The 23528-nt window shown below is 65.0% G+C and carries 18 protein-coding genes and 1 tRNA gene; 13 read left to right on the top strand and 6 right to left on the bottom strand.

The features are described 5' to 3' along the window. Positions 1-3: 3 nt before the first annotated feature. Positions 4-270 (top strand): mycothiol system anti-sigma-R factor, encoded by a 267-nt coding sequence (gene rsrA / locus RF638_RS06635; protein WP_095797376.1) that lies wholly within the window; start codon positions 4-6, stop codon positions 268-270. Between the two features lie 260 nt (positions 271-530). Here the strand turns inward: rsrA and RF638_RS06630 are convergent, their stop codons facing one another. Continuing rightward, positions 531-1130, bottom strand: a complete 600-nt coding sequence (locus tag RF638_RS06630) for a GDSL-type esterase/lipase family protein (RefSeq protein WP_016998288.1) — start codon at positions 1128-1130, stop codon at positions 531-533. Positions 1131-1247: 117 nt separating this feature from the next. Beyond that, positions 1248-5156: a multifunctional oxoglutarate decarboxylase/oxoglutarate dehydrogenase thiamine pyrophosphate-binding subunit/dihydrolipoyllysine-residue succinyltransferase subunit gene (locus RF638_RS06625; protein WP_368841626.1), complete on the bottom strand. Its 3909-nt coding sequence runs from the start codon at positions 5154-5156 to the stop codon at positions 1248-1250. A gap of 277 nt (positions 5157-5433) precedes the next feature. Here RF638_RS06625 and RF638_RS06620 point away from each other — a divergent pair, with 277 nt between their 5' ends. The 4 genes from RF638_RS06620 to RF638_RS06605 all read left to right on the top strand — a co-directional run bounded on the left by RF638_RS06620 (position 5434) and on the right by RF638_RS06605 (position 9905). After that, the gene (locus RF638_RS06620) at positions 5434-6891 is read left to right on the top strand and encodes a GuaB1 family IMP dehydrogenase-related protein (RefSeq protein ID WP_368630547.1); all 1458 of its coding nucleotides are present in this window, start codon (positions 5434-5436) and stop codon (positions 6889-6891) included. 131 nt (positions 6892-7022) lie between these two features. Next, positions 7023-8018: a metal ABC transporter substrate-binding protein gene (locus tag RF638_RS06615; RefSeq protein WP_368841625.1), complete on the top strand. Its 996-nt coding sequence runs from the start codon at positions 7023-7025 to the stop codon at positions 8016-8018. Between the two features lie 7 nt (positions 8019-8025). Continuing rightward, on the top strand, positions 8026-8934 hold the full coding sequence (locus tag RF638_RS06610; RefSeq protein ID WP_368841624.1) for a metal ABC transporter ATP-binding protein: 909 nt from the start codon (positions 8026-8028) through the stop codon (positions 8932-8934). Next, positions 8931-9905, top strand: coding sequence for a metal ABC transporter permease (locus tag RF638_RS06605; RefSeq protein WP_095797371.1), 975 nt, complete (start codon positions 8931-8933; stop codon positions 9903-9905). Before RF638_RS06610 ends, RF638_RS06605 begins: the two co-directional genes overlap by 4 nt. Here the strand turns inward: RF638_RS06605 and RF638_RS06600 are convergent. Further along, positions 9810-10775 carry a diacylglycerol kinase family protein gene (locus RF638_RS06600; RefSeq protein WP_368841623.1) on the bottom strand — a complete coding sequence of 322 codons (966 nt, stop codon included), beginning with the start codon at positions 10773-10775 and terminating at the stop codon, positions 9810-9812. The two genes, RF638_RS06605 and RF638_RS06600, sit on opposite strands and share 96 nt — an antisense overlap. 2 nt (positions 10776-10777) lie before the next feature. Further along, complete coding sequence (locus tag RF638_RS06595) at positions 10778-11197, bottom strand: Fur family transcriptional regulator (protein ID WP_095797561.1); 420 nt, start codon at positions 11195-11197, stop codon at positions 10778-10780. An 81-nt stretch (positions 11198-11278) separates the two neighbouring features. On the opposite strand from RF638_RS06595, the gene RF638_RS06590 reads away from it, so the two are divergent. Both RF638_RS06590 and RF638_RS06585 read left to right on the top strand, forming a co-directional pair. After that, entirely contained in the window at positions 11279-11935 is a 657-nt protein-coding gene (locus tag RF638_RS06590; RefSeq protein WP_259915624.1) for an MBL fold metallo-hydrolase, read from the top strand. Between the two features lie 99 nt (positions 11936-12034). Next, the gene (locus RF638_RS06585) at positions 12035-12463 is read left to right on the top strand and encodes an HIT family protein (RefSeq protein WP_095797368.1); all 429 of its coding nucleotides are present in this window, start codon (positions 12035-12037) and stop codon (positions 12461-12463) included. A 73-nt stretch (positions 12464-12536) separates the two neighbouring features. Here the strand turns inward: RF638_RS06585 and hrpA are convergent, their stop codons facing one another. Beyond that, entirely contained in the window at positions 12537-16667 is a 4131-nt protein-coding gene (gene hrpA, locus RF638_RS06580) for an ATP-dependent RNA helicase HrpA (protein ID WP_368841622.1), read from the bottom strand. A 161-nt stretch (positions 16668-16828) separates the two neighbouring features. On the opposite strand from hrpA, the gene RF638_RS06575 reads away from it, so the two are divergent. The 4 genes from RF638_RS06575 to RF638_RS06560 are packed head-to-tail and all read left to right on the top strand — an operon-like array spanning position 16829 to position 19998. Beyond that, positions 16829-17818: an ABC transporter substrate-binding protein gene (locus RF638_RS06575; protein ID WP_368841621.1), complete on the top strand. Its 990-nt coding sequence runs from the start codon at positions 16829-16831 to the stop codon at positions 17816-17818. 6 nt (positions 17819-17824) lie between these two features. Continuing rightward, a complete protein-coding gene (locus tag RF638_RS06570) occupies positions 17825-18784 on the top strand; it encodes an ABC transporter permease (RefSeq protein WP_368841620.1) in 960 nt (319 codons plus the stop codon). A 3-nt stretch (positions 18785-18787) separates the two neighbouring features. Then, on the top strand, positions 18788-19621 hold the full coding sequence (locus tag RF638_RS06565) for an ABC transporter ATP-binding protein (protein ID WP_095797364.1): 834 nt from the start codon (positions 18788-18790) through the stop codon (positions 19619-19621). 5 nt (positions 19622-19626) lie between these two features. Then, a complete protein-coding gene (locus RF638_RS06560) occupies positions 19627-19998 on the top strand; it encodes a hypothetical protein (protein ID WP_238663250.1) in 372 nt (123 codons plus the stop codon). A gap of 204 nt (positions 19999-20202) precedes the next feature. Here the strand turns inward: RF638_RS06560 and RF638_RS06555 are convergent. Beyond that, positions 20203-20275: transfer RNA gene (locus tag RF638_RS06555), tRNA-Arg, on the bottom strand. Between the two features lie 122 nt (positions 20276-20397). On the opposite strand from RF638_RS06555, the gene argS reads away from it, so the two are divergent. Together argS and lysA are read left to right on the top strand one after the other, a co-directional pair. Further along, entirely contained in the window at positions 20398-22068 is a 1671-nt protein-coding gene (argS, locus tag RF638_RS06550) for an arginine--tRNA ligase (protein ID WP_259915619.1), read from the top strand. A gap of 4 nt (positions 22069-22072) precedes the next feature. Continuing rightward, positions 22073-23512, top strand: a complete 1440-nt coding sequence (lysA, locus tag RF638_RS06545) for a diaminopimelate decarboxylase (protein ID WP_368841619.1) — start codon at positions 22073-22075, stop codon at positions 23510-23512. The last annotated feature ends 16 nt before the right edge of the window (positions 23513-23528 follow it).

Here is a 23528-nt window from a genome sequence, read left to right as displayed (position 1 = left end):
CCAATGGCTGACAACGACTGCCAGAACGGCTGCACCGACGAACGCATCCGTCGCATTTACGAATACCTTGACGGTGCGCTGACCAAGGAGGATCTCGAAGAGATCCACGCGCACCTCACGGACTGCCCCGAGTGCGAGCGCGAATACAACCTGGAGTGCGTGATCCGCACCGTGATCAAGCGATCCTGCACCGAGACTGCCCCCGCGCAGCTCAAGCAGTCGATCCTCACGCGCATCGAAGCGCAGTGCAGTGATCACCCGGCGGCCTGACCCTCACCGGCTTTTCTCGGCTTAAACAACAACGCCCGCAACCGTAATGGTTGCGGGCGTTGTTCGCACTGCACAGAACTCAGGCGTTGGGCCGCTTTCCGCGGTTCGCAGAGTTCTTGCGGCGGTCCTTGCGCTTACGTCCACGCTTGCTCATGGTGTACCTCCTGCGTTGATTCGACTGGGCACCGTCCGCCAGTATCTCACAACCTGGCGTTTACTCCGAGTTGGCCGGATTTCAACCGCCGACGGCGCTCGCGGGCTTATCGGGGTTCGGGCAGGTTCAGCCAGTTGTACCAGCCGCGGTGCAGCACCAGCCACGCCATCAGCCCGTAGCCGGCCTGTCCGGGGTGGCCGTGGTTGGCGGCCAGGTCCTTGCGCCACTGCTCGTGGTGCTGCAGCGGGTTGAAGGTGTCCACGTAGACGTGCTGGCGCCGGGTGGTTACGTCGCCGAAAGCCGCCGAGAGATCGGCGATCTTTCGGTTGCGTTCCGGGTCCAACGTGGGCGGGGGACCGACCACCAGAACCTTGATGTTGTTCTGGGTCGCCTGATCCACGATGTTCGCCATGTTCAACCGGGAACGGGCCGAGGTGATGTCCAGGTCCACGTCCATGGCCGAGGGCGCGATCACCAAGCGGTTGTCGCACATGGAATCGAAACGGCGGGAGGCCTCGTCGAACCAGCGTTCGTTGAGGGACTCGCTGCCCTCACCGGGCGCCGCCAGGTTGTAGGCGTCCACGGGCACGATGTCCCGCGGGGTGCGGGCCAGCACTCGACCGAACCAGCCCAGGGCACGGGGGTCTTCCACACCGGCTAGCAGTTCGTCACCGACGGCCACAATGCGGATCCTGCGTTGGTCCACTATTCCTCTTCCTTTGCTCATAACGTGTCTCGGTGGCCACCGTAAACCACGATGGCCACCGAGGGGAAAACGTGTCCGCTGCGGCCCCGATCTCACGGGGCCGCAGCGCAGTGATGATTACTCGCCGCGGTCGAAGGCCTGCTGCACCAAGGTTTCGAGTTCCTTCGCGTGGCGCTTGGCCGAACCGTTCGCCGGGGAAGCCGAGGCCGGGCGCGAAGCCAGCTTGACCGGGCGGTCCAGCTGCGGCACCAGGTTCACGGCCATGAACGGCCAGGCACCCTGGTTGGCGGGCTCGTCCTGTGCCCACATGATGCGGGCCTCCGGGTAGCGGGCCAGTTCCTTCTTGATCTCGTTCTCGGGCAGCGGGTAGAGCTGCTCGACACGAATGATCGCGGTCGAGTGGTCGTCGGACTTCTCACGCTGCGCGGCGAGATCGTAGTACAGACGACCGGACACCAGGATCACGTCAGTGACCTTGGAGTCGTCCAGGTTGGCGACGTCCGGGATGACCTGCTGGAACGTACCCTGCGTGAAGTCCTCGATGGGGGAGGCCGCTGCCTTCAGGCGCAACAATTGCTTGGGCGTGGCCACGATCAACGGGCGACGCGGGCGCGAGTAGGCCTGACGGCGCAACAGATGGAAGTGGTTGGCCGGGGTGGACGGATTCACCACGGTCATGTTCCGCTCGGCGCACAGGGTGAGGAACCGCTCGATACGTGCCGAGGAGTGGTCCGGGCCCTGTCCCTCGAAGCCGTGGGGCAGGAGCAGGACCAGCGAGGAACGCTGACCCCATTTCTGTTCGGCCGAGGAGATGAACTCGTCCACGATGGTCTGCGCACCGTTGGTGAAGTCACCGAACTGCGCCTCCCACACGGTGAGCGCCTCGGGACGCTCCACGGAGTAGCCGTACTCGAAGCCCAGCACGCCGTATTCGGAGAGCAGCGAGTTGTAGATGGACAACTTGGCCTGGTCACCGGACAGGTTGTTCAACGGTGCCCACTCGGAGCCGTTCTCGGCGTCGAAGAAGACCGCGTGACGCTGCGTGAAGGTACCGCGGCGCACGTCCTGACCGGAGAACCGGATCGGGACACCTTCCATGAGCAGCGAACCGAAGGCCATGAGCTCGCCCATGCCCCAGTCCACGCCGCCCTTCTCGGTCATCTCGTTGCGGCGGTCCAGCAGCTTCTGCAGCTTGCGGTGGGTGGTGAAACCCTCCGGGGCCTGCACGTGGGCCTCACCGATACGGCGGGCGACCTCTTCGGTGATGGCCGTGGACTTGGGGATCGAAACTCCCGTGTCCGCCTGCTGGGCCGAGGGGCGCTCGATGTTGGCGATAGCGGCGGCGTCGCCGGTGACCAGCGGGATCGTGGAGGTCTGGGCCTCGTGGGACTCAGCGAAGACCCGCTCGAGGCGCTCCTGGTAGTCCTTGAGCGCGCGATCGGCCTCTTCCTGGGTGATGTCACCGCGACCCACGAGGTTCTCGGTGTAGATCTTGCGGGTCGAGCGCTTGCCGTCGATCAGGGAGTACATCAGCGGCTGGGTCATCGAGGGATCGTCGCCCTCGTTGTGACCGCGGCGGCGGTAGCAGACCAGGTCGATCACGACGTCCTTGTGGAAGCGCTGGCGGTACTCGAAGGCCAGCTGACCCACGCGGGTCACGGCCTCGGGGTCGTCCGCGTTGACGTGGAAGATCGGGGCCTGCACGGCGCGGGCCACGTCCGTGGAGTACGTGGAGGTGCGCGCGCCGGAGGGCGAGGTGGTGAAGCCGATCTGGTTGTTGACCACCACGTGGATGGTGCCGCCCACGTTGTAGCCCTCCAGGCCGGACATCTGCATGACTTCGTACACGATGCCCTGGCCGGCCATGGCGGCGTCGCCGTGGACCTGAATGGGCAGCACGGGGAACGTGCCGTCACCCTCGGGGCCGGCACCGAGCACGTCGGTCTTGGCGCGGGCGATGCCCTCGATCACGGGGTCCGCGGCTTCAAGGTGGGACGGGTTGGCGGCCAAGTAGACCTGGGTCTCGTTGCCGTTGTCGGAGGTGAAAACACCTTCCGTGCCCAGGTGGTACTTGACGTCACCGGAACCCTCGATGGAGCGGGGATCCTGGCTGCCCTCGAATTCGCGGAAGACCTGTGCGTAGGACTTACCGGCGATGTTGGTCAGTACGTTGAGGCGGCCACGGTGGGCCATGGCGATACCCACGCCGGCCAAGGACTCGTCGGCGGCGTCGGAGATGATCGCGTCCAGCAGCGGGATCAGGGATTCGCCGCCCTCCAACGAGAAGCGCTTCTGACCCACGTACTTGGTCTGCAGGAAGGTCTCGAAGGCCTCGGCTGCGTTCAAGCGACCCAGGATGCGGAACTGTTCCTCGCGGGCCGGCTTCTGGTAATCGTGCTCGAGCTTGTCCTGGAACCACTCGCGCTCTTCCGGATCCTGCAGGTGCATGTACTCGATGCCCACGGTGCGGCAGTACGCGTCACGCAGGCGCCCCAGGATCACACGCAGGGTCAGCAGGTCTTGGCCACCGAAACCGCCGGTGGGCCACTCGCGCTCCAGGTCCCACAGGGAGAGTCCGTAGCTGCGGATGTCCAGGTCCGGGTGCTTGCGCATCACGTACTCGAGCGGGTTGGTGTCCGCCATCAGGTGGCCGCGCACGCGGTACGCGTGGATCAGCTGCTGAATGCGGGCAACCTTGTTGATCTGGGTCTCGGGGTTGACCTGGTTGTCCACGGCCCAGCGAACGGGCTCGTAGGGGATCCTCAGGGCCTCGAAGATGGTGTCGTAGAAGTTGTCGCCACCGAGCAGGTAGTGCTCCACGAGCTTGAGGAACTCACCCGAACCGGCACCCTGGATCACGCGGTGATCGTAGGTGGAGGTCAGGGTGATGATCTTGGAAACACCCATGCGCGCAGTGGTGCGGGGAGAGGCGCCCTTGTACTCGGCGGGGTAGTCCAGGGCCCCCACACCCACGATGCACGCCTGACCCTTGGACAATCGCGGAACGGAGTGCACGGTGCCGATACCACCCGGGTTGGTCAAGGAGACCGTGGTGCCCTGGTAGTCCTCCATGGTCAGTTCGCCGGAACGGCCGCGCTTGACCACGTCTTCGTAGGCGGTCCAGAACTGCATGAAGGTCATGCCCTCGGCACCCTTGATGTTGGGCACCACCAGGTTGCGGGAGCCGTCCTTGTTGGGGATGTCGATGGCAATGCCGAAGTTCACGTGGGCCGGCTGGATCGCGGCGGGCTTGCCGTCCACTTCGCCGTAGACCACGTTCTGCGACGGGTAGTTGGCCAGTGCGCGGATCACGGCGTAACCGATCAGGTGGGTGAAGGACACCTTGCCACCGCGGTTACGGGACAGGTGGCTGTTGATCACGAGACGGTTGTCGATCAGCAGCTTGGCCGGCACCGCGCGCACGGTGGTTGCCGTGGGCACGCTCAGTGAGGCGTCCATGTTGGCGGCCACGGCCTTGGCGGGTCCGCGCAGCTTGACGACCTTGTCCTGTGCTTCGACCTCTTCCGGCTGTTCCTTGGGCTTGGGCTTGGCCGCGCCCTCCGGCTGAGCGCGGATGGGACGCTTGGTGGGCGATCCTTCGTTGCCGTTGGTCTCCTGGTCCACGCCTTCCGGCTTGCCCTTGGCCTTGGAGCCTCCGGTCGTTGCCGACGGCGCTGCGGCGCGCTTGGGCTCACTGGACTCCGAGCGGGGCTTGGCTTCGGCCTTGGCCGCCGGGGCGGTCTTTTCCTGGGTCACCTTGGGCTTGTTCTCCTGTGTAGATGAAGAAGCAGCCGCCTTGGACGGGGCGGCTGCGGAAGTTTTGGTCGCAGCACCGTTCGACGTGGAAGCGGCCTGCGAGGGGGAAGCGGAGTCGGAATCAGAGCCCTTGCTCATTTCCTCGAAAATGGGCCACCACTTCTTGTCCACGGAGTTCTTGTCGTCCTGGTACTTCTCGAACAGCTCGTCGACGAGCCATTCGTTACCGGCGAATTCTTCGGGGATCAGGTGGTGCGGCTGCTCTGGCACGGGAGATACGCCTCTTCCATATGACGGTGTGCTCCGGTGGTTGCTCGGTAGACCACCACCGGTCGGTGGTGCCGACGGTATGTCTCTCCGCCAGCGGACGTGGTGGCCTCATTTCCCATAAGGCCGTACTAAGCCAACAGTCTAATGAGGCGAACACCACCTGGCCAGTCCATCCTGACCGCTCGGTAGGTTTCGTCGTTCGAGGGTGACGGACCCGTGACGGACCCTCCACGGACGACCTGACGAGGCAGTTGGCGGGCCCGTAGTATGGGGTCTCGTGCGATTCCTGACGACTCCCAATACAGACCTCACCTACAACGACGTCTTCCTGGTGCCCTCCATCTCCCGTGTGACGTCCCGCTTCGATGTCGACCTCTCCCCGGCGGACGGCACGGGCAGCACCATTCCGCTCGTCGCCGCAAATATGACAGCCGTGACCGGTCGACGCATGGTTGAAACCATGGCTCGCCGCGGCGGCCTGGGCATCCTGCCCCAGGACATCCCGCTGGACGTCATCTCCAAGGTGACCGGCTGGGTCAAGGGCCGCTCACCCCAGTACGAGACGCCGGTGGCACTGCACGAGACGGACACGGTTCATGACGCACTCGGTGTCATGCACAAGCGCCCCCACGGTGCCGTGCTCGTCACGGACGCGCGGGACCACTACCGCGGGCTGGTACTCGCCGCCGACTGCCAGGACGTGGACCGCTTCACTCAGCTCGCGGACGTGATGCGAACCGACGGCCCGGTCTTCCAGGTCGAGGACTTCGACGGCCAGGATCGCAACGCCGCGATGCGCGCCGCCTACGAGCAGCTGGCGGCATCGCGACTCAACGCCGCGCCCGTGCTGCGGGATCGCACGATCGAGGGCGTTCTGACACAGAAAGGCGCGGTGCGCTCCACGATCTATGAGCCCGCTCTCGACCAGCAGGGTCGGTTGCAGGTCGGTGCGGCCGTGGGAATCAACGGCGACGTGGCCGCGAAAGCCGCAGCACTGCTCGACACCGGTATCGACGTGTTGGTGGTCGACACCGCCCACGGTCATCAAATCAAGGCCATGCAGGCACTCGAAGCCGTGCGCGCACTGGATCCGCAGGTCCCCATCGTCGCCGGCAACGTGGTCTCCGCCGACGGCGTGCGCGACCTCATCGGCGCGGGTGCGGACATCGTGAAGGTCGGTGTGGGCCCCGGAGCCATGTGCACCACGCGCATGATGACGGCGGTCGGTCGCCCGCAGTTCTCCGCGGTCGTGGAGTGCGCGGAGGCCGCCGCCGATCTCGGCAAGCACATCTGGGCCGACGGCGGCGTGAAGCACCCGCGCGACGTGGCCCTGGCGCTCGCCGCCGGCGCGAGCCAGGTGATGATCGGGTCGTGGTTCGCGGGAACCCACGAAGGACCCGGTGACCTCAACATCGATGCCGACGGGCGGGCCTATAAGGAGAGCTTCGGGATGGCTTCCGCGCGGGCGGTGCGTCACCGCACGCGTGGTGAGGACGAATTCGCTCGCGCTCGCAAGGCGTTGTTCGAAGAAGGCATCTCCAACTCCAAGATGTACCTGGACCCCCAGCGCCCCGGTGTCGAGGACCTGGTCGATCACATCACCTCCGGCGTGCGCAGCTCCATGACGTACGCCGGGGCCACGTCATTGGCGCAGTTCGCCAACCGTGCGGTCGTGGGAATCCAGTCGCAGTCCGGTTACGACGAGGGTCGCCCGCGCTCCGAATCCTGGAGCTGATTGGTTCTTCCGGATGGGAATCCCTCGGCGGGGCTTATTGAGAATGATTAGTGATATGCTCTCCGCAGATCACATGCAATCCATTCTCAATAAGCCCCCGCTGATGAGAATGACCCGAAGGAGATGATTCCGTGTCCGCACGCGTCCAGGGCCTGAGTGCTCGCCCGTTCGTCCGTTCCGCCGTTGCCGTATCCGCACTGAGCGCGTTGGCGCTCACGGGGTGCTCGGCAAACTCGGGCGACGCTCAGGAAGGTGACGCGGCGGCGTCGGACGGGGACAAGGTCACGGTGGTGACCTCGACCAACGTGTACTCGGATCTCGTTGAACAGGTCGCCGGCGACCACGTGGACGTCACGCCCATCATCGACTCCGCCGCGCAGGATCCGCACTCGTACGAGGCATCGCCCCAGGATCGGCTGACCATCGAGAAGGCGGACGTGGTGATCCTCAACGGCGGTGGCTACGACGCTTTCATGGAGGACATGACCACGGACTCGCAGAAGGTCATCAACGCGGTGGACGTCTCTGAGTTGGAGGGCAAGGAAGAAGCGGCCGAGGCGCACGACCACGCGCACGACGAAGAAGGTCACGAAGGCCACCACCACGAACCCGGCGGTTTCAACGAGCACGTCTGGTACGACTTGGACACCATGCAGACGTTGACCGAGCGCATCGCTGAGCAGCTGGGAGAGATCGACCAGGACCGCTCGAAGGAGTTCACGGACAACGCCACAGCACTCAACGACCGGTTGTCCGGAATGAAGACCGAGCTCGAGTCGTTGAAGGCCTCGGGTGGTTACGTGGCCACCGAGCCGATGCCCGGATATCTCTTGCAGGACGCGGGTCTCCACGATGACACTCCCGCGGAATTCATGACCGCGATCGACTCGGAATCCGACGTGGCTCCCGCCGTCATGAAGGAAACCACGGACCTGGTCACGAGCGGTCACATCGACCTGTTGGCGTTCAACCAGCAGACCTCGACCGGTCAGACCGAGAAGCTGCGCGAGGACGCGGAAAAATCCGGTGTGAGTGTGGTGGAATTCTCCGAGACCCTGCCTGACGGTAAGAACTACCAGGAATGGATGCAGGACAATATCGACCGCGTCTCCCAAGCAGTGAAGTAATAGCCGTATGACCCTCCCCACCAAGGTGGCACCAACCATTCACACTTCAGCGGCCCAGCCCGCCACTCCCACCACCACGCCGTGGTCCGCCCCAGACAACCAGCGGGATTCGGGCCAGGCAGTGGTCGAACTCAAGAACGCGGATCTCGCTTTCGGCGACCGCGTGCTGTGGCGCGACCTCAACCTCACCATTCGTGAAGGCGAGTACTTCGCCGTGCTCGGTTCTAATGGAACGGGTAAGACCAGTTTCCTCAAGGTGCTGCTCGGGCTGCTCCCGCTGACCCGGGGAACGGTCTCGGTCACGGGGGAGCGCCCCGGAGCGGCCTCGCGACATGTGGGGTACGTACCCCAGCAGCGCGGCTTCTCGCCACGGACACCGCTGCGTGCCCGGGACCTGGTGGCCCAGGGCATCGACGGGCACAAGTGGGGGATCAGGCTCCACAGCCGCGCGGTCAACGAACGGGTGGGCGAGCTGCTCGACAAGGTCGGCGCGGGCGATTACGCCAACGCCCCGGTGGGGCTGCTCTCGGGTGGCGAGCAGCAGCGACTGCGCATTGCCCAGGCCCTGGCCACCGACCCGGAATTGTTGCTGTGCGACGAGGCGCTACTGTCCTTGGATCTGAATCATCAGTACATCGTCAGTGAGCTGGTCAACCAGCAACGCGTGGACTCGGGTAGCGCCGTGGTGTTCGTGACGCACGACATCAACCCGATCATCGATCACGTGGACCGCATCCTGTACCTGGCCGGCGGCTCCTTCAAGATCGGCACGCCCGATGAGGTCATGCGCTCCGAGGTGCTGTCGGAGCTGTACGGCACCGACATCGAGGTGCTGCGCAGCAACGGCCGCATCATCGTGACCGGTCGCCCCGACAACACCCACCACATCTCGTCCCAGGAAGGTCTCATTCCGTGATCCCAGCCCAAGTCGATTGGGACTCGATCGTCGATTCCGTGTTCGTCTTCGACAACTACGGTGAATTGCTGGTGCTGCTGAGCAACTCGCTGTGGGCCGGTGCCCTCCTGGGGCTGGTCGGAGGGCTGGTGGGCACGTTCGTGATGATGCGCGACCTGGCCTTTTCGGTGCACGGCATTGCGGAACTGTCCTTCGCCGGCGCGGCTGCGGCCTTGTTGATCGGTTCGGACATCGTGACCGGTTCACTGCTAGGCTCAGTGCTTGCCGCGCTGATCATCGGTTTCATGGGACTGCGCGCCCGGGACAGTAATTCGTTCGTGGGCGTGCTCATGCCGTTCGGGCTGGGCCTGGGGATCCTGTTCCTGTCGCTCTACGAAGGTCGCTCGTCCAATAAGTTCTCGTTGTTGACCGGTCAGATCGTGTCCGTGTCCCCGGTGCAGCTGACATCCATGATCGTGTTGTCCATCGTGGTGGTGGCCGGGTTGCTGATCGTGTGGCGTCCGCTCACGTTTGCCAGCACGGATCCCGTGGTGGCCGAGGCCCGCGGCCTGCCCGTGCGCACCCTGTCCATCGTGTTCATGGTGCTGCTGGGTATTTCCGTGGCCATGTCGGTCCAGATCGTGGGCGCGCTGCTCGTGCTCGCCCTCTTGATCACCCCGGCTGCCGCGGCCATGAATCTCACGGTGGCACCGGCGCGGATCGTGGTGCTGTCGGTGGTCTTCGCGGAGCTGTCCATGGTCGGCGGCATCCTGCTGGCGCTGGGCGGATCCATTCCGATCAGCCCCTACGTGACCACCATTTCGTTTGCGATCTGGCTCGTCACCCGCGTGATCCGTGGAATCCGTGAGCGCGGCTCCTCGTATCGTCGAGGCGGCTCAGAAAAGGACCCGCACGGCCGCGGGCAGGATACGCACCTGCACGGGCAGGGGCCCCAGGGGCTCCCCGTCCCCGTGAGCAACGTGCGCGGGTAGTTCACCCGACGGCGCATCGTGCGGCGTCACGGTCATCGCGGTGACAGGTTCCAGCGCGATCTCCGCCAGGTTTTCGTGGGTTTTCAGTAGCAACCGCGGCAACAGGAACAAGATCCGCAGGGGCCGGGCGTCGGACACGGCAAAGAGTTCCGCCCGGCCGTCCCGATGATCGGCGCGCGGCACGATGGTCAGGCCACCCCCGTAGGACGACGTATTGGCCACCGACAAGAACGTGGCCCGGCGATCGACCACGCGCCGAGCGCCGTCGGGCCGGGTGTAGTCGATCGTGTAGTCACGCGAGGTGAGTCGCAGAATTTCCCAGACCAGGGCCACCGCGTATTTGGCGGAGACGCGGATTCTGCTCCAACGATTGGCGCGCGCGTTGACGCGGGCATCCAGGCCCAGGCACACGGTGGTCGCGCACACGTGTGAGGTGCCGTCGGCACAGTCCACGGCCAGGAGATCCATGTGCTCAGGCGTGGTTTCCAGACCGCGCAGCACACGGCCCGCGGCGCGTTCGGTGTCGCGCGTGGGGATCCCGCAGAACCTGGCCAGGTCGTTACCTGAGCCCGCCGGGATCAGACCGAACGCCACATTCACGCCCTGTTGCCCCACCTCGTGCAGTACTTGGAGGACCAGATGGGCCATGCCGTCCCCGCCGACGGCAACCACGGCGGCTACGTGCAGAGCGCGGGATCGCAGGGTGTCGGTTAGTGTGGCGGAAAGCTCCCGCGCGGACGGGGCGTCGATGAAAACCGCGGTGTACCCGCCTGCGGAAAAGATGCCGCGCGCACGGTCGCACGCAACGCGTGCCTGGGGGGAATTCCCGTTGTGCACCAGGAGGATGTCGCGGGGACGTTGAGCCGCCACCGTCAGCGTGACTCGCGCGCGCAGTTACCGCAGATGCCCGTGATTTCCACGGTGTGGTCCACGTCCGTGAACCCGTGCTCGTTGGCGGTGTCATCCGCCCAGTCCTCGATCGCGGGTGCCTCGAGCTCAACCGCGGCACCGCACGAACGGCACACCAGGTGATGGTGGTGGTGCTCGGCCTCGCAGCGGCGGTAAATGGCCTCACCCTCCGCGTTACGCAGGACGTCCACCTCGCCGGTGTCCGCCATGGACTGCAGGATCCGGTAGGTCGTGGCCAGGGACACGGACTGCCCCTCGTCCTGAAGGCGGCGGTGTAATTCCTGGGTGGAAATGAAATCTTCGAGGCTCCGCAGTGCCCCGGCAACGGCCCGGCGCTGCTTGGTGTTACGCACCTCGGGTTGCCCGGTGGTTTTTGTGCTCACGCCCGTCCCTTCCATGTGCTTGCTTCTTCAACCATGCTAACGGTTCGCATCTGCGGGGTGTTCCCGAGCTAGGCTGAAGTCATGTTGCTGACCAAGTTCACACACTCGTGCGTCCGGCTGGAGAAGAACGGCACATCCCTGGTGATCGACCCCGGGTCGTTCTCGGAGGTCGAGGAGGCGCTGGACGGCGTCAATCTGGTGCTGATCACCCACGTCCACCCGGACCACTACGACGCGAAGCGGCTGACCGCGGCGCTCGCAGAGAATCCCGAGCTGAACATCTACGCGCCGCAGTCGGTCATCGACGAACTCGCGGAGGCCTCCGGGGAGGCCACGGACCGGTTGCACGCGGTCACTGCGGATTCCACGTTGTCGCTGGGCCCGTTCGAGGTCAAGACCTTCGGCGGCCAGCACGCACTGATCCACCCGCTGATTCCCACGGTGGACAACGTGGGCTTCGTGATCGACGACGCCGTGTTCCACCCCGGCGATTCCTTCACCGTTCCGCACGGGCTGACCGTGCCCACCGTGCTGGTCCCGTTGCACGCCCCGTGGTCCAAGATGTCCGAGGTCATCGACTTCATCATCGCAACCCGCGCCACCAACGTGTACCAGATCCACGATGCGCTGCTCTCCGATATCGGTTTCGGGATCGTCGAGAAGCAGGTCACCAAATTCTCCGAGATGTACGGCACCGAGTACCGCCACCTGGAAACCCGCGAGTCCGTGGAAGTCTGATCCGCACCGTCCTGTAACCCGGCCGCGGCCCATGGCGGGTGGGATCCGCGGATCGAGACCACCGTACAGACCCAGAAGTTCGATCGAAAGGAAGTCACCGTGAGCTCCGTTTTCACCAAGATCATCGAGGGCGAACTGCCCGGCCGGTTCGTGTGGTCGGACGAGCAGTGCGCCGGATTCCTGTCCATCGCACCGCTCTCGCAGGGACACGTCCTGGTGGTGCCCCGCGAGGAGATCGACTCCTGGCTGGATCTGCCCGACGAATTGGCGGAGCACCTGATGACCGTGTGCAAGACCGTGGGCCAGGCCATCGATGAGGTCTTCTCACCCAAGCGCGTGGGACTGATGATTCAGGGCTTCGAGGTGCCCCACGCCCACCTGCACGTGTGGCCCACCAACACGATCGAAGAATTCGATTTCGACCAGGTGGACAAGGACCCGGACCCCGAGGTCATGGACGAGACGGCCCGCAAGATCCGTGGCGCACTGGTCGCCGCCGGTCACGAGGCCCACGTTCCCCAGGACTAGGGGTAGCAGATGGCGCCGGGCACCACTGGTGCGCGGTGCCTCAGCTCATGGACATCCGCCGAGGCGGGTTGGCTCAGCGTTGCGTCACGTCGCGCAGTGCTTTGCGGACCCGCTTTTCCGATACCGTGCGCGCGGTGCCCAGCTCCTGTGCGAACAGCGATACGCGCAGCTCTTCCAGATCCCATCGAACACGGGTGAGCGCCTCGGGCACGGGAGCGGTCGGGGGAACGGCCGCCCGTGCACCGCGGTAATCCTGTTCGATGTCCTGAACCAGCACCATGTTCACGCTGTCGCGCTGGATATGGCCCGAGAGCTTGTCCAGACGCGCATTGATGGCTTTCACGTAGCGGGGTAGGTGCTGCAGCGCGTGCCATCCGGTGTCCGCCACGAATCCGGGGTAGATCAGGCGATCGATCTGCTCGGACATGTCCTTGAACGCGGGCACCGCAGCCAACGAGCCCGGCTTTCTGAGTCGCTTGCGTAGCGTGGTGGCTTCCGCGAGCGTCTCGGTGACCAGAGCCGTCACCGCGAACACCGTATCGATCAATTCGGCGCGCACGTGCACGGCCAACTCGTCGAATTCGGCCTTGGTGAACGGCGGTTCCTCGGGTACCAGCCGGTCGATCGCGGCCACGGTGCAATCGCGAATCAGCGCGTCCACGGAACCGTGCGGATTCTGCGTGAAGATCAGCCGTTCCCGCTGGCTCAGATGATCCACAACGTAACGATGCACCGACGGCAGCGTGCGTTCCAGCAGCGCAATCACCCCGTGGCGCTGTGCCGAACGTTGTTCGTCCTGCTGGGTCAGGATCCGCAGGTCCACGGTGGGCTCCTGCGTCGCGCCCTTACCGGTCTTTGCGGCATTGGGATTGTCCCGGCGGACCATGAGCGTGGGGTAGCCGGTGATGGTCTGCCCCGCTACCTGGGTCTGCACCGAGCGCGGCGGGTCTTTCTCCGGCCAGGTCGTCAGTCCCGTGCGTTCCAGACTTTCCGCCGACGACGCCGCTCCGCCACCCTTGGCACCTCGCCCGCCGCGACCCTTTGCCCCCGGACGCGGTGTATCGGGCTTACCGGACCGCTGAGCGCCGGAGGTGCCCCCGGCGGCGTCGGCGGCGTTGGCGAAGTCCGCGAGTTGGGAGGCCGCGCTGCCCAGCGAGTCGGCCAGGGCGCGGCGGATCTGCGGCCTGAGCCGATCCTTGAGTTCGGCGAGGTTCCCGCCGGTTCCGAGCACCTTGTTGCGGGCGTCGCGCACCTCGAAGTTCATGCGCAGGTGAGCCGGAAGCACGCTGGGCTGGAAGTCCGTGGCCTGCACCTGATGTCCGCGCAGCCGGCGCAGCACGGTGGCCAGGGATTCCAGTAGCGAATCCGTTTCCGGGGAGAACTCCGCCGACAGCACGTCCACCGCGGTGGCGGCCATGTCCGGGGCGGGTACGAAGTTGCGCCGCACGGCCTTGGGCAGGGACTTGATGAGGGCGGTGACCAACTCGGTGCGCAGACCGGGGATGTGCCACTCGAATTGCTCCGGGGCCAGACGATCCAGGAACAGCACGGGCACGCGCACGGTCACACCGTCAGCGGTCTCCGAACCGGGGGAGAACTCGTAGTCGAGGTCCAGCGACAGGATGCCGTCCGGAGACGCCACGTTCCAGGTGCGCGGGAAGGACTGCGTGTCGAGCTCGGCGACCTCCGGGGCGATCAGCGCGTCCGGATCCAGGTCCAGCAGGTGCTCGTTGCTGCCGCGCGCCTTCTTCCACCACGCGTCGAAGTGCCGCTGGGACACCACGTCCGCGGGGATGCGCGCATCGTAGAAGTCGAAGAGCACCTGGTCATCCACGCGCAGGTCCTTGCGGCGCATGCGGTTCTCGAGTTCCTCCACACGCTCCAGGCGCTGCTGATTGCGCTGGTAGAACCGGTGCCGTGTTTGCCAGTCACCTTCGACCAGGGCGTGGCGGATGAACAGTTCGCGAGAGAGCTGCGGGTCCACCCTGGAGAACTGCACGGGTCGCTCGGTCACGAGTGGCAAGCCGTACAGCGTGACCTTCTCGTACGCCATCACGGCACCGCGGGAGCGGGACCAGTGTGGCTCCGAGTAGTTGCGCTTGATCAGATCCGGTGCCAGCTCCTCGACCCATTCCGGGTTGATGCTCGCGTTGGTGCGCGCCCACAGCCGTGACGTCTCCACGAGTTCTGCCGAGACGACCCAGTCCGGAGACGTCTTGAACAGGGCAGAACCGGGGAAGATCGCGAACTTGGTGCCGCGCGCACCGCGGTAGTCGCGGGTGCGTTCATCACGCACTCCGATATGGCTCAGCAGACCGGACAGCAGGCTCTGATGAATGGCGTCCTGATTGCCGGCGACGTCCAGCTCACGGGAGCTCCCCGGGTCGATCCCCACTTCGCGGGCGATCTGACGCAATTGGGCGAAGAGGTCCTGCCACTCTCGGATCCGCAGGAAATTGAGGTACTCGCGCTTGCACAGCTTGCGGAACTGCGAGGATGACAGCTCGTGTTGCTGTTCCTGGATGTATTGCCACAGCAGGCCGTAAGACATGAAGTCGGACGTCTTGTCCTTGAACCGCTTGTGGAACTCGTCCGCGGCCTGCCGATGCTCCAGCGGCCGTTCGCGTGGATCCTGAACCGTGAGCGCTGCAGCAAGCACCATGACCTCGCGGACGCAATTGCGCCGCTTGGCCTCCACGATCATGCGCCCCAGCCTCGGGTCCACGGGCAGGGCCGCCAGGACGCGGCCGGTCTGGGTGAGTGGCGAATCCTGCTGGCCGCGGCGGCGTCGTCCCCGGGAACGACCGCGACCACCCGACGACGCCGCCTGCTCGCGTTGCTCGTTCTGGCCACCCGAGCGCAGCGCGCCGAGTTCGCGCAACAGCACCACGCCGTCCTTGACGGCGCGGGAATCCGGCTTCTGTACGAACGGGAATTCGGAGATGTCCGTGGGCTCGCGCACCACACCCACCGAAATCATCTGCAGGATGACCGCGGCCAGATTGGTGCGCAGGATTTCCGGGTCGGTGAACTCCGGGCGGGACTCGAAGTCCTCCTCGGAATACAGGCGAATGCACACGCCGTCCGACACACGGCCGCAACGGCCGGCGCGCTGCCGCGCGGACGCTTGGGAAATCCGCTCGATGGGCAGGCGCTGTACCTTGGTGCGCGCCGAATAGCGCGAGATTCTGGCGGTGCCCGGGTCGATCACGTACTTGATGCCGGGGACCGTCAGCGAGGTCTCCGCCACGTTGGTCGCGAGCACGATCCGACGCTTGGAAGACGGCGCGAACACCCTGTTCTGCTCCGCCATGGACAACCGGCCGAACAGGGGTAGCAGCTCGGTGCCGGCCAGTGCGCGATTGCGGTCGATGACTTTGGCCAGCGCGTCCTGGGCGTCCCGGATCTCGCGTTCACCAGCGAAGAAGATCAGGATGTCGCCGGGCGGCTCGGAAGCGAGCTCCACCACGGCATCGCACACGGCGTCGATGGGATCGCGGTCCTCGTCCTCGAGGCCGTCTCCCGTGTCCGCCTCGTCATCGCCGCCGTCGCCGGTGCGGGGCTGGGCGAGCGGACGGTAGCGGACCTCCACCGGGTAGGTGCGGCCCGAGACTTCGATGATGGGGGCGGGCTTCACCTGGTCGCCGTCCTCGGCGGGTTCAGCGAAGTGCTCGGCGAACCGCTCGGGATCAATGGTTGCCGAGGTGATGATCAATTTGAGATCCGGGCGGCGGGGGAGCAGGCGCTTGAGATACCCCAGCAGGAAATCGATGTTGAGGGAGCGCTCGTGGGCCTCGTCGATGATGATCGCGTTGTAGCGGCGCAGCATCGGATCGTGGCTGATTTCGGCAAGCATGATGCCATCGGTCATCAGCTTGACCTTGGAGTCCTTGCCGACCTCGGACGTGAAGCGCACCTGGTAGCCGACCGTCTGCCCGACCTGCTCGCCCATCTCGTAGGCAATGCGTTCAGCCACGGAGCGTGCGGCGATGCGGCGCGGCTGGGTGTGGCCGATCAACCCGTTCTCACCCAGACCCAGCTCCAGGCACATCTTGGGTAGCTGTGTGGTCTTGCCGGAGCCTGTCTCACCGGCGACCACCACCACCTGGTGATCACGAATGGCAGCGCTGATGTCGTCACGGCGCGCGCTGACCGGAAGGTTCTGGGGGTACACGATGCGGGGCGTGGTGCTGGACTCAGTCATGTCAACGCCCCAGTCTACGGGTCCGGGGCGGTACGCCACTCACGGCGTGCGGGCCCGTCAGAACACGATCCCATACCGAATGTGTGCCACGTCTCATTTTTTGACCGAACGGCAGGTAATATCCAGGCACCACTATTTGTCTTGAAAGGACGCCCACCATCATGAAGCGCACTCTTTCGCTAACCGCAGCGGTCGCCGCTTCCGCCCTGGTCCTGACCGCTTGCGGTTCGGGCGGCGGTGCCAGCCAGTCCGAGGAACCCCAGGATGTCTCCGTGGGGATCGCTCAATTCGTGGAACACCCCTCGCTCGATGCCGCGCGAGAAGGTTTCGTAGCCGCCTTGGAAGAAGGCGGCTACAAGGAAGGCGACAACCTGAAGTTGGACGTGCAGAACGCCTCCGGTGACCAAGCCACCGCGACCAACATCGCCTCCAACTTCGCGTCGTCCGATAACGACTTGATCCTCGGTATCGCGACACCCACCGCTCAGTCCCTGGCACAAGCCGTGACCGACAAGCCCGTCCTGTTCACCGCCGTCACCGATCCCGTGGACGCCGGACTCGTGGACTCCATGGACGCGCCCGGAGCCAATATCACCGGTACGACCGACATGAACCCGGTCGAGGACCAGATCAAACTCATCAAGCAGTTCAAACCGGACGCCAAGTCCGTGGGCATCATCTACAGCTCCGGCGAGACCAACTCGCAGATCCAGGTGGAAGAGGCCAAGAAGGCCGCCGAAGCGGAGGGTCTGACCGTGGAGGAGAAGACCGTGACCACCACCGCGGAGGTCGCCCAGGCCGCGGAGTCCTTCAACACCGATTCCATTTACGTCCCCACCGACAACAAGGTGGTGGCCGGCCTCGAAGCAGTGGTCGGCGCCGCCGAGTCCAAGAAGATCCCGTTGATCGTGGGTGAAGGTGACTCGGTGGAACGCGGTGGTCTGGCAACCGAGGGCATCAGCTATGAACAGCTCGGCAAGCAGACCGGGGAAATGGCCCTTCGCATCATCGAGGAGGACGGCGACCCCGCCGAGATGGCCGTGGAATCCCAGAAGGAGACCCACTTGATCATCAATGCCGAGGCCGCCAAGGCCATGGGCATCGAGGTCCCCAAGGCACTGCTTGATTCCGCCGATGCAGTGATCCGGTAACCATTCATGATCGCCGGAATCGAACTCGGCCTGATCTACGCAGTGATGGCCCTGGGCGTCTATCTCACGTTTCGTGTGCTGGACTTCCCGGACCTCACGGTGGATCAGTCCTTCACCACTGGGGCCGCCACCGCGGCCATGATTATCCTGGGTGGTGGCAGCCCCTGGCTGGGCACCATCGCGGGATTCTTCGCCGGTGCGCTCGCGGGTCTCATCACGGGTCTGCTGCACACCAAAGCCCACATCAACGGCTTGCTGGCGGGTATTTTGACCATGACCGCCTTGTACTCCATCAACCTCAGAGTCATGGACAGCAAGGCCAACCTGGCACTGCTGCGCGAGGACACCGTATTCACCCCGCTGCGCGAAGCCGGGTTGCAGGGATCCGTGGTGGGAGTGCTCCTACTGCTCGTCGGGGTGCTGCTGGTCAAGGTCCTGCTTGACTGGTTCCTCTACACGGACGCCGGCTTGGCCATGCAGGCCACCGGTGACAACCCGGACATGATCCGTTCCTTTGGCGTGAACACGGATAACCAGAAAATTCTCGGTCTGTGCCTGTCCAACGGCATGGTCGGCTTGTCCGGTGCGCTCGTGGCTCAGTACCAGGGTTTTGCGGACATCGGCATGGGTATCGGCCTGATCGTCGTGGGCCTGGCTTCCGTGATCCTGGGTCAGGGCATCTTCGGAACGCGCACGGTCATCATTGCCACCGCGGCCGTGATCTTCGGGTCCGTGCTGTACCGACTGGTGATCACCGCGGCCCTGCAGCTGGGTCTGAACCCGTCCGACATGAAGCTGATCTCCGCCGTACTGGTGGTCATCGCGTTGGTGCTTCCGCAAATGACGTTCTTCAAGCGGTGGAATGCGCGCCGCAAGGACCGCGAGGCACGCAAGGTCCAGGCCGGCGTCGAACCCGGCGTGGGGACACCCGCTACCGTGGGCGGTCGCACAGGAGAGGGGCAATAAACCATGTTGACCATCACCGACGTGCGGAAAACGTTCTTCGCCGGAACCGTCAATGAACGCGTGGCTCTGGACGGCGTGAGCCTGACCGTGGAACCGGGAGATTTCGTGACCGTGATCGGCTCCAACGGCGCCGGTAAATCCACGATGTTGAATACGGTCTCCGGGTCGATCATCCCGGACTCCGGCAGCATCCAGGTCTCCGGCGAACCGGTCACCAAGCTCGGGGAACACAAGAAGGCCCACTGGATCTCTCGCGTGTTCCAGGACCCCATGAAGGGTTCCTCGCCCAATCTGACCATCGAGCAGAACATGGCCATTGCGTCCCGCCGCGGCAAGTCTCGCCGACTGTCCATGGGCGTGACGCGCTCGCGGAAACAACAGTTCCGGGACGAGCTGGCCAAGTTGGAACTCGGGTTGGAGAACCGGCTGGGTGCCAAGGTGGGGTTGCTGTCCGGCGGCCAACGCCAGGCACTGTCCCTGCTCATGGCAACGTTCTCATCACCGGAGATCCTGCTCCTGGACGAGCACACCGCGGCCCTGGATCCCCAGCGCGCCAAGCACGTGACGGAACTGACCGAGCGCATGGTGTCCGAACAGAACCTCACCACCATCATGGTCACCCACAACATGGAACAGGCCCTGCGCCTGGGTAACCGGTTGATCATGATGCACGAGGGCAAGATCCTGTTCGAGCTGAACGAGGAGCAGAAGGCCAGATCGACCGTGTCCGATCTGCTGTCGGAGTTCCAGAAACTGCAAACGGTCAGCGGGGAACCCACACTTGATGACGCTACGCTGCTAGAAACAGTCCGCGTCACCAAAGAAGGAAAACCGTAGTCATCGTGAACACGAACAGGCGCCAGCGCACCACATCAGTCATCTCTTTGGCGGGTCTGCTGGCCCTGTTCGTGTGCATCTTCACTCTTCCTCCGGCCCTGGTACACCTCGGGCGGGCGGCGTCAGAAAGTGCATCGGTGCCCCTGACCGGCACCGCACTGGCCACGATCATCGTGGGCTTCGGCACGCTTCTGATCGGTGGGGTGCTGAGCATCATCGGCATGGCGCGGAGGCGTACCACGGCCCCGGTGCACAACCCGGAGGATGACTACGTGGCCGAGCAGTTCGGCGAGGGGGAGATGCTCCACGACTACGACCCCATGGAGCTGAATCCGCACCTTCGGGCGCGGCAACGACACGGCGATAACGAGCGCTGACGAACGAAACCCCCGGGCTGTTGCTCCGGGGGTTTCTTCGTGGTGCAGCGTGCATAACCGGTTGCATCGACCGCGCTGAGGCGAGGGGCGGGGCCCGACCGCCGAGTGGGCGTTGTTGGGTACGAGGCCGAACCGCGACGGAAGAGGACCGCGCGGGGCGGGGGAGCGGCGTCGTCGACGGAAAAGGCGCGTTAAACGAAAAAGTGCCCGCGATAGGAATCGAACCTACGACCTTCTGCTCCGGAGGCAGACGCTCTATCCCCTGAGCTACGCGGGCGGGGGCTGTCCTGCCGGTCCGTGAACCGGGCCGTGAACAACTCGATCGATATTAGCAGGTTCGTCACGGCAGGCGAATTGACTCGAATCGGTGGGCGCGGTTCGTCCCGTTACACTGGACCGGTGACTCCTGACGAACTTTCCGCTGCCGTATCCGCATGCCTGCACGACGCCCTGGCCGCCGGTGATTTGACCCTGGTGGACGGTGCAGAGCTTCCCGAAGCGAAGGTCGAGCGCCCCAAGAATCGTGAGCACGGGGACTGGGCCACCACGGTGGCCATGCAGGCGTCCAAGAAATTCGGTCGTAAGCCGCGCGAGATCGCCGAGATCCTGGTCGAACGCCTGAGCGCAGTTCCCGGCGTGGCCGCCGTGGACATCGCCGGTCCCGGATTCCTGAACATCACGCTCGACGCCGCCGCGGCCGGTGAGCTCGCGCAGTCGATCGTGGAGCAGGGCACCTCCTTCGGTACCTCAGACGTTCTGGGCGGAACCGCCATCAACCTGGAATTCGTCTCCGCCAACCCCACCGGCCCCATTCACCTGGGTGGCACCCGCTGGGCCGCAGTAGGTGACTCGCTGGCCCGCATCCTGCAATCGCAGGGCGCCCAGGTCACCCGCGAGTACTACTTCAACGACCACGGTGCGCAGATCGACCGGTTCGCTCGCTCCCTGCTGGCTCGCGCCCGCAACGAGGACGCACCCGAGGACGGCTACGGCGGACAGTACATTTCCGACATCGCCCAGCGCGTGCTCGAACAGCACCCGGACGCCCTGGAGTCCGAGGATCCACAGGAAGTTTTCCGCGCCGCCGGTGTGGAGTTGATGTTCCAGGAGATCAAGTCCTCGCTGCACGAGTTCGGTGTGGATTTCGACGTGTTCTTCCACGAGAACTCCCTGTTCGAAGGCGGACAGGTCGAGCAGTTGGTCGAGCAGCTCAAGGACTCGGACGCCATGTACTTCAAGGACGGCGCCTGGTGGCTGCGGTCCACGGACTACGGCGACGACAAGGACCGCGTGGTCATCAAGTCGGACGGCAATGCCGCCTACATCGCCGGCGACATCGCCTACTTCAAGGACAAGCGCGGCCGCGGAGCCGACCTGTGCATCTACATGCTGGGCGCGGATCACCACGGTTACGTGGCCCGCCTGAAGGCCGTGGCCGCAGCCCTCGGGAATTCCCCGGAGCGCGTTGAGGTGCTGATCGGTCAGATGGTCAACCTGGTCCGCGAGGGCGTGGCCGTGCGCATGTCCAAGCGCGCCGGCACGGTGGTGACCATGGAGGACCTCGTGGAGGTCGTGGGGGTTGACGCCGCGCGCTACTCCCTGACCCGCTACTCGGTGGACTCCAACATCGACATCGACCTGGACGTGCTGACCAAGCGTTCCAACGAGAACCCGGTCTTCTACGTCCAGTACGCCCACGCCCGCACGTGCGCCGTGCAGCGCAACGCTGAGGCGGCCGGGGTGCGTCGCGCGGCGGAGGACGGCACCAACCTTTTCGACGCCGCTCTGCTGGATCACGCTCGCGAGGCCGACCTGCTCGCCGCGCTGGGGCAGTACCCCTCCGTGGTCGCTCAGGCCGCCGAGCTGCGTGAACCGCACCGTGTGGCCCGCCACCTGGAACTTCTGGCCGGCACTTATCACCGCTGGTACGACGTGTGTCGCGTGGCACCGCAGGGTGACGGCCCGGTGGAACCGGTACACAACTCTCGCTTGTGGCTCAACGACGCCGTGCAGCAGGTCCTGGCCAACGGCCTGACCCTGTTGGGCGTCGGTGCGCCGGAACGGATGTGATCTCGTGAGCTCAGCAGACAACGCCCACCCGTTGGCACCGGGATGGCTGACCGTCCCCGAGGACAACGCCACTCTGGACCCCAAGGTCTTCACCGAGCAGTACGCCCGGAATGATCGTGGCTGCGTCACGGTGGACGGCGTCTCCGTCGCCGAAATGGCCGAACGCTACGGTTCGCCCAGCTACGTGATCTCGGAAGATACCTTCCGATCTCGCGCGCGTGGTTTCCGTGAGGCGTTCGAAGCCGCGTTCACTCCCATGGGCGTTGACGTGGAGGTCTACTACGCGTCCAAGGCACTGCTGAACACCCACGTGGCACGGTGGGCCCAGGACGAGGGGCTCAACGTGGACACCGCGTCCGGTGGCGAACTCGAGGTCGCACTGCGCGCCGGAGTGGACCCTTCCAAGATCGCGTTGCACGGCAACAACAAATCTGCCGCGGAGATCACCCGCGCACTGGACACCGGCGTGGGGCGCATCGTGGTGGACTCCCTTCCGGAGATCCAGCTGGTCGCGGATCTCGCCCAGAAGCTCGCGGTGCGCGCTCCCATCATGTTGCGCGTGACCCCGGGTGTGCACGCTTCGACCCATGAGTTCATCGCCACGGCCCACGAGGACCAGAAGTTCGGGCTGTCGCTCAATCCCTCCGTGGAGGGGGAGGACTCGCCCGCCCTGCAGGCCCTCGCCCAGTGCGTGGCGTTGCGCGAACACCTGGACCTGCGCGGACTGCACTGCCACATCGGATCCCAGATCTTCGCCGCGGAAGGCTTCGGCCAGGCCGCCGAGCGCGTGCTGGCGCTGCGGGAAACCGTGGCCGAGCGCTGGTCCACGGTACTGCCCGAGCTGGACCTGGGCGGCGGTCACGGCGTGGCCTACACGAGTGCGGACGAACCCCGTACCGCTGAATCGATCGCCACGGACCTCGCCGAACACCTGGACGGTCTGCTCAAGAATTCCGAGCTGCCGCTCCCGCACCTCTCGTTCGAACCCGGCCGCTTCATCGCGGGTCCTTCCGGTTGCACCGTGTACACGGTAGGCACGGTCAAGACCGTGACCGTCAGCCCCGGTGTGGAGCGCCGCTACGTGTCCGTGGACGGAGGCATGAGTGACAACGCCCGCCCGGTGCTCTACGACGCCGATTACACCGCCGTGCTCGCCAACCGCGTGTCGGATGCCGGTCCCGTGCTCAGCCGCGTGGTCGGTAAGCACTGCGAATCCGGTGACATCGTGGTGCGGGACGTCTACCTGCCGGCGGACGTCTCGGCCGGTGACCTGCTGGTCGTACCCGTGACCGGTGCGTACTGCTGGGCCCTGTCCAGCAACTACAACTGGCTCACGCGACCTGGAATGATCAGCGTGGATGCCCAAGGACAGGTCCAGGTTCTGATCCGAGCCGAAACCGTCGACGATCTGCTGGCCCGGGACACCGGCGCGAGCGCCGAATAAGCCCCCAAGGAATATC

The organism is Kocuria sp. CPCC 205235, assembly GCF_040980905.1.
Taxonomy (GTDB): Bacteria; Actinomycetota; Actinomycetes; order Actinomycetales; family Micrococcaceae; genus Kocuria; species Kocuria carniphila.
This window is presented reverse-complemented; position numbering and strand designations above follow the sequence as displayed.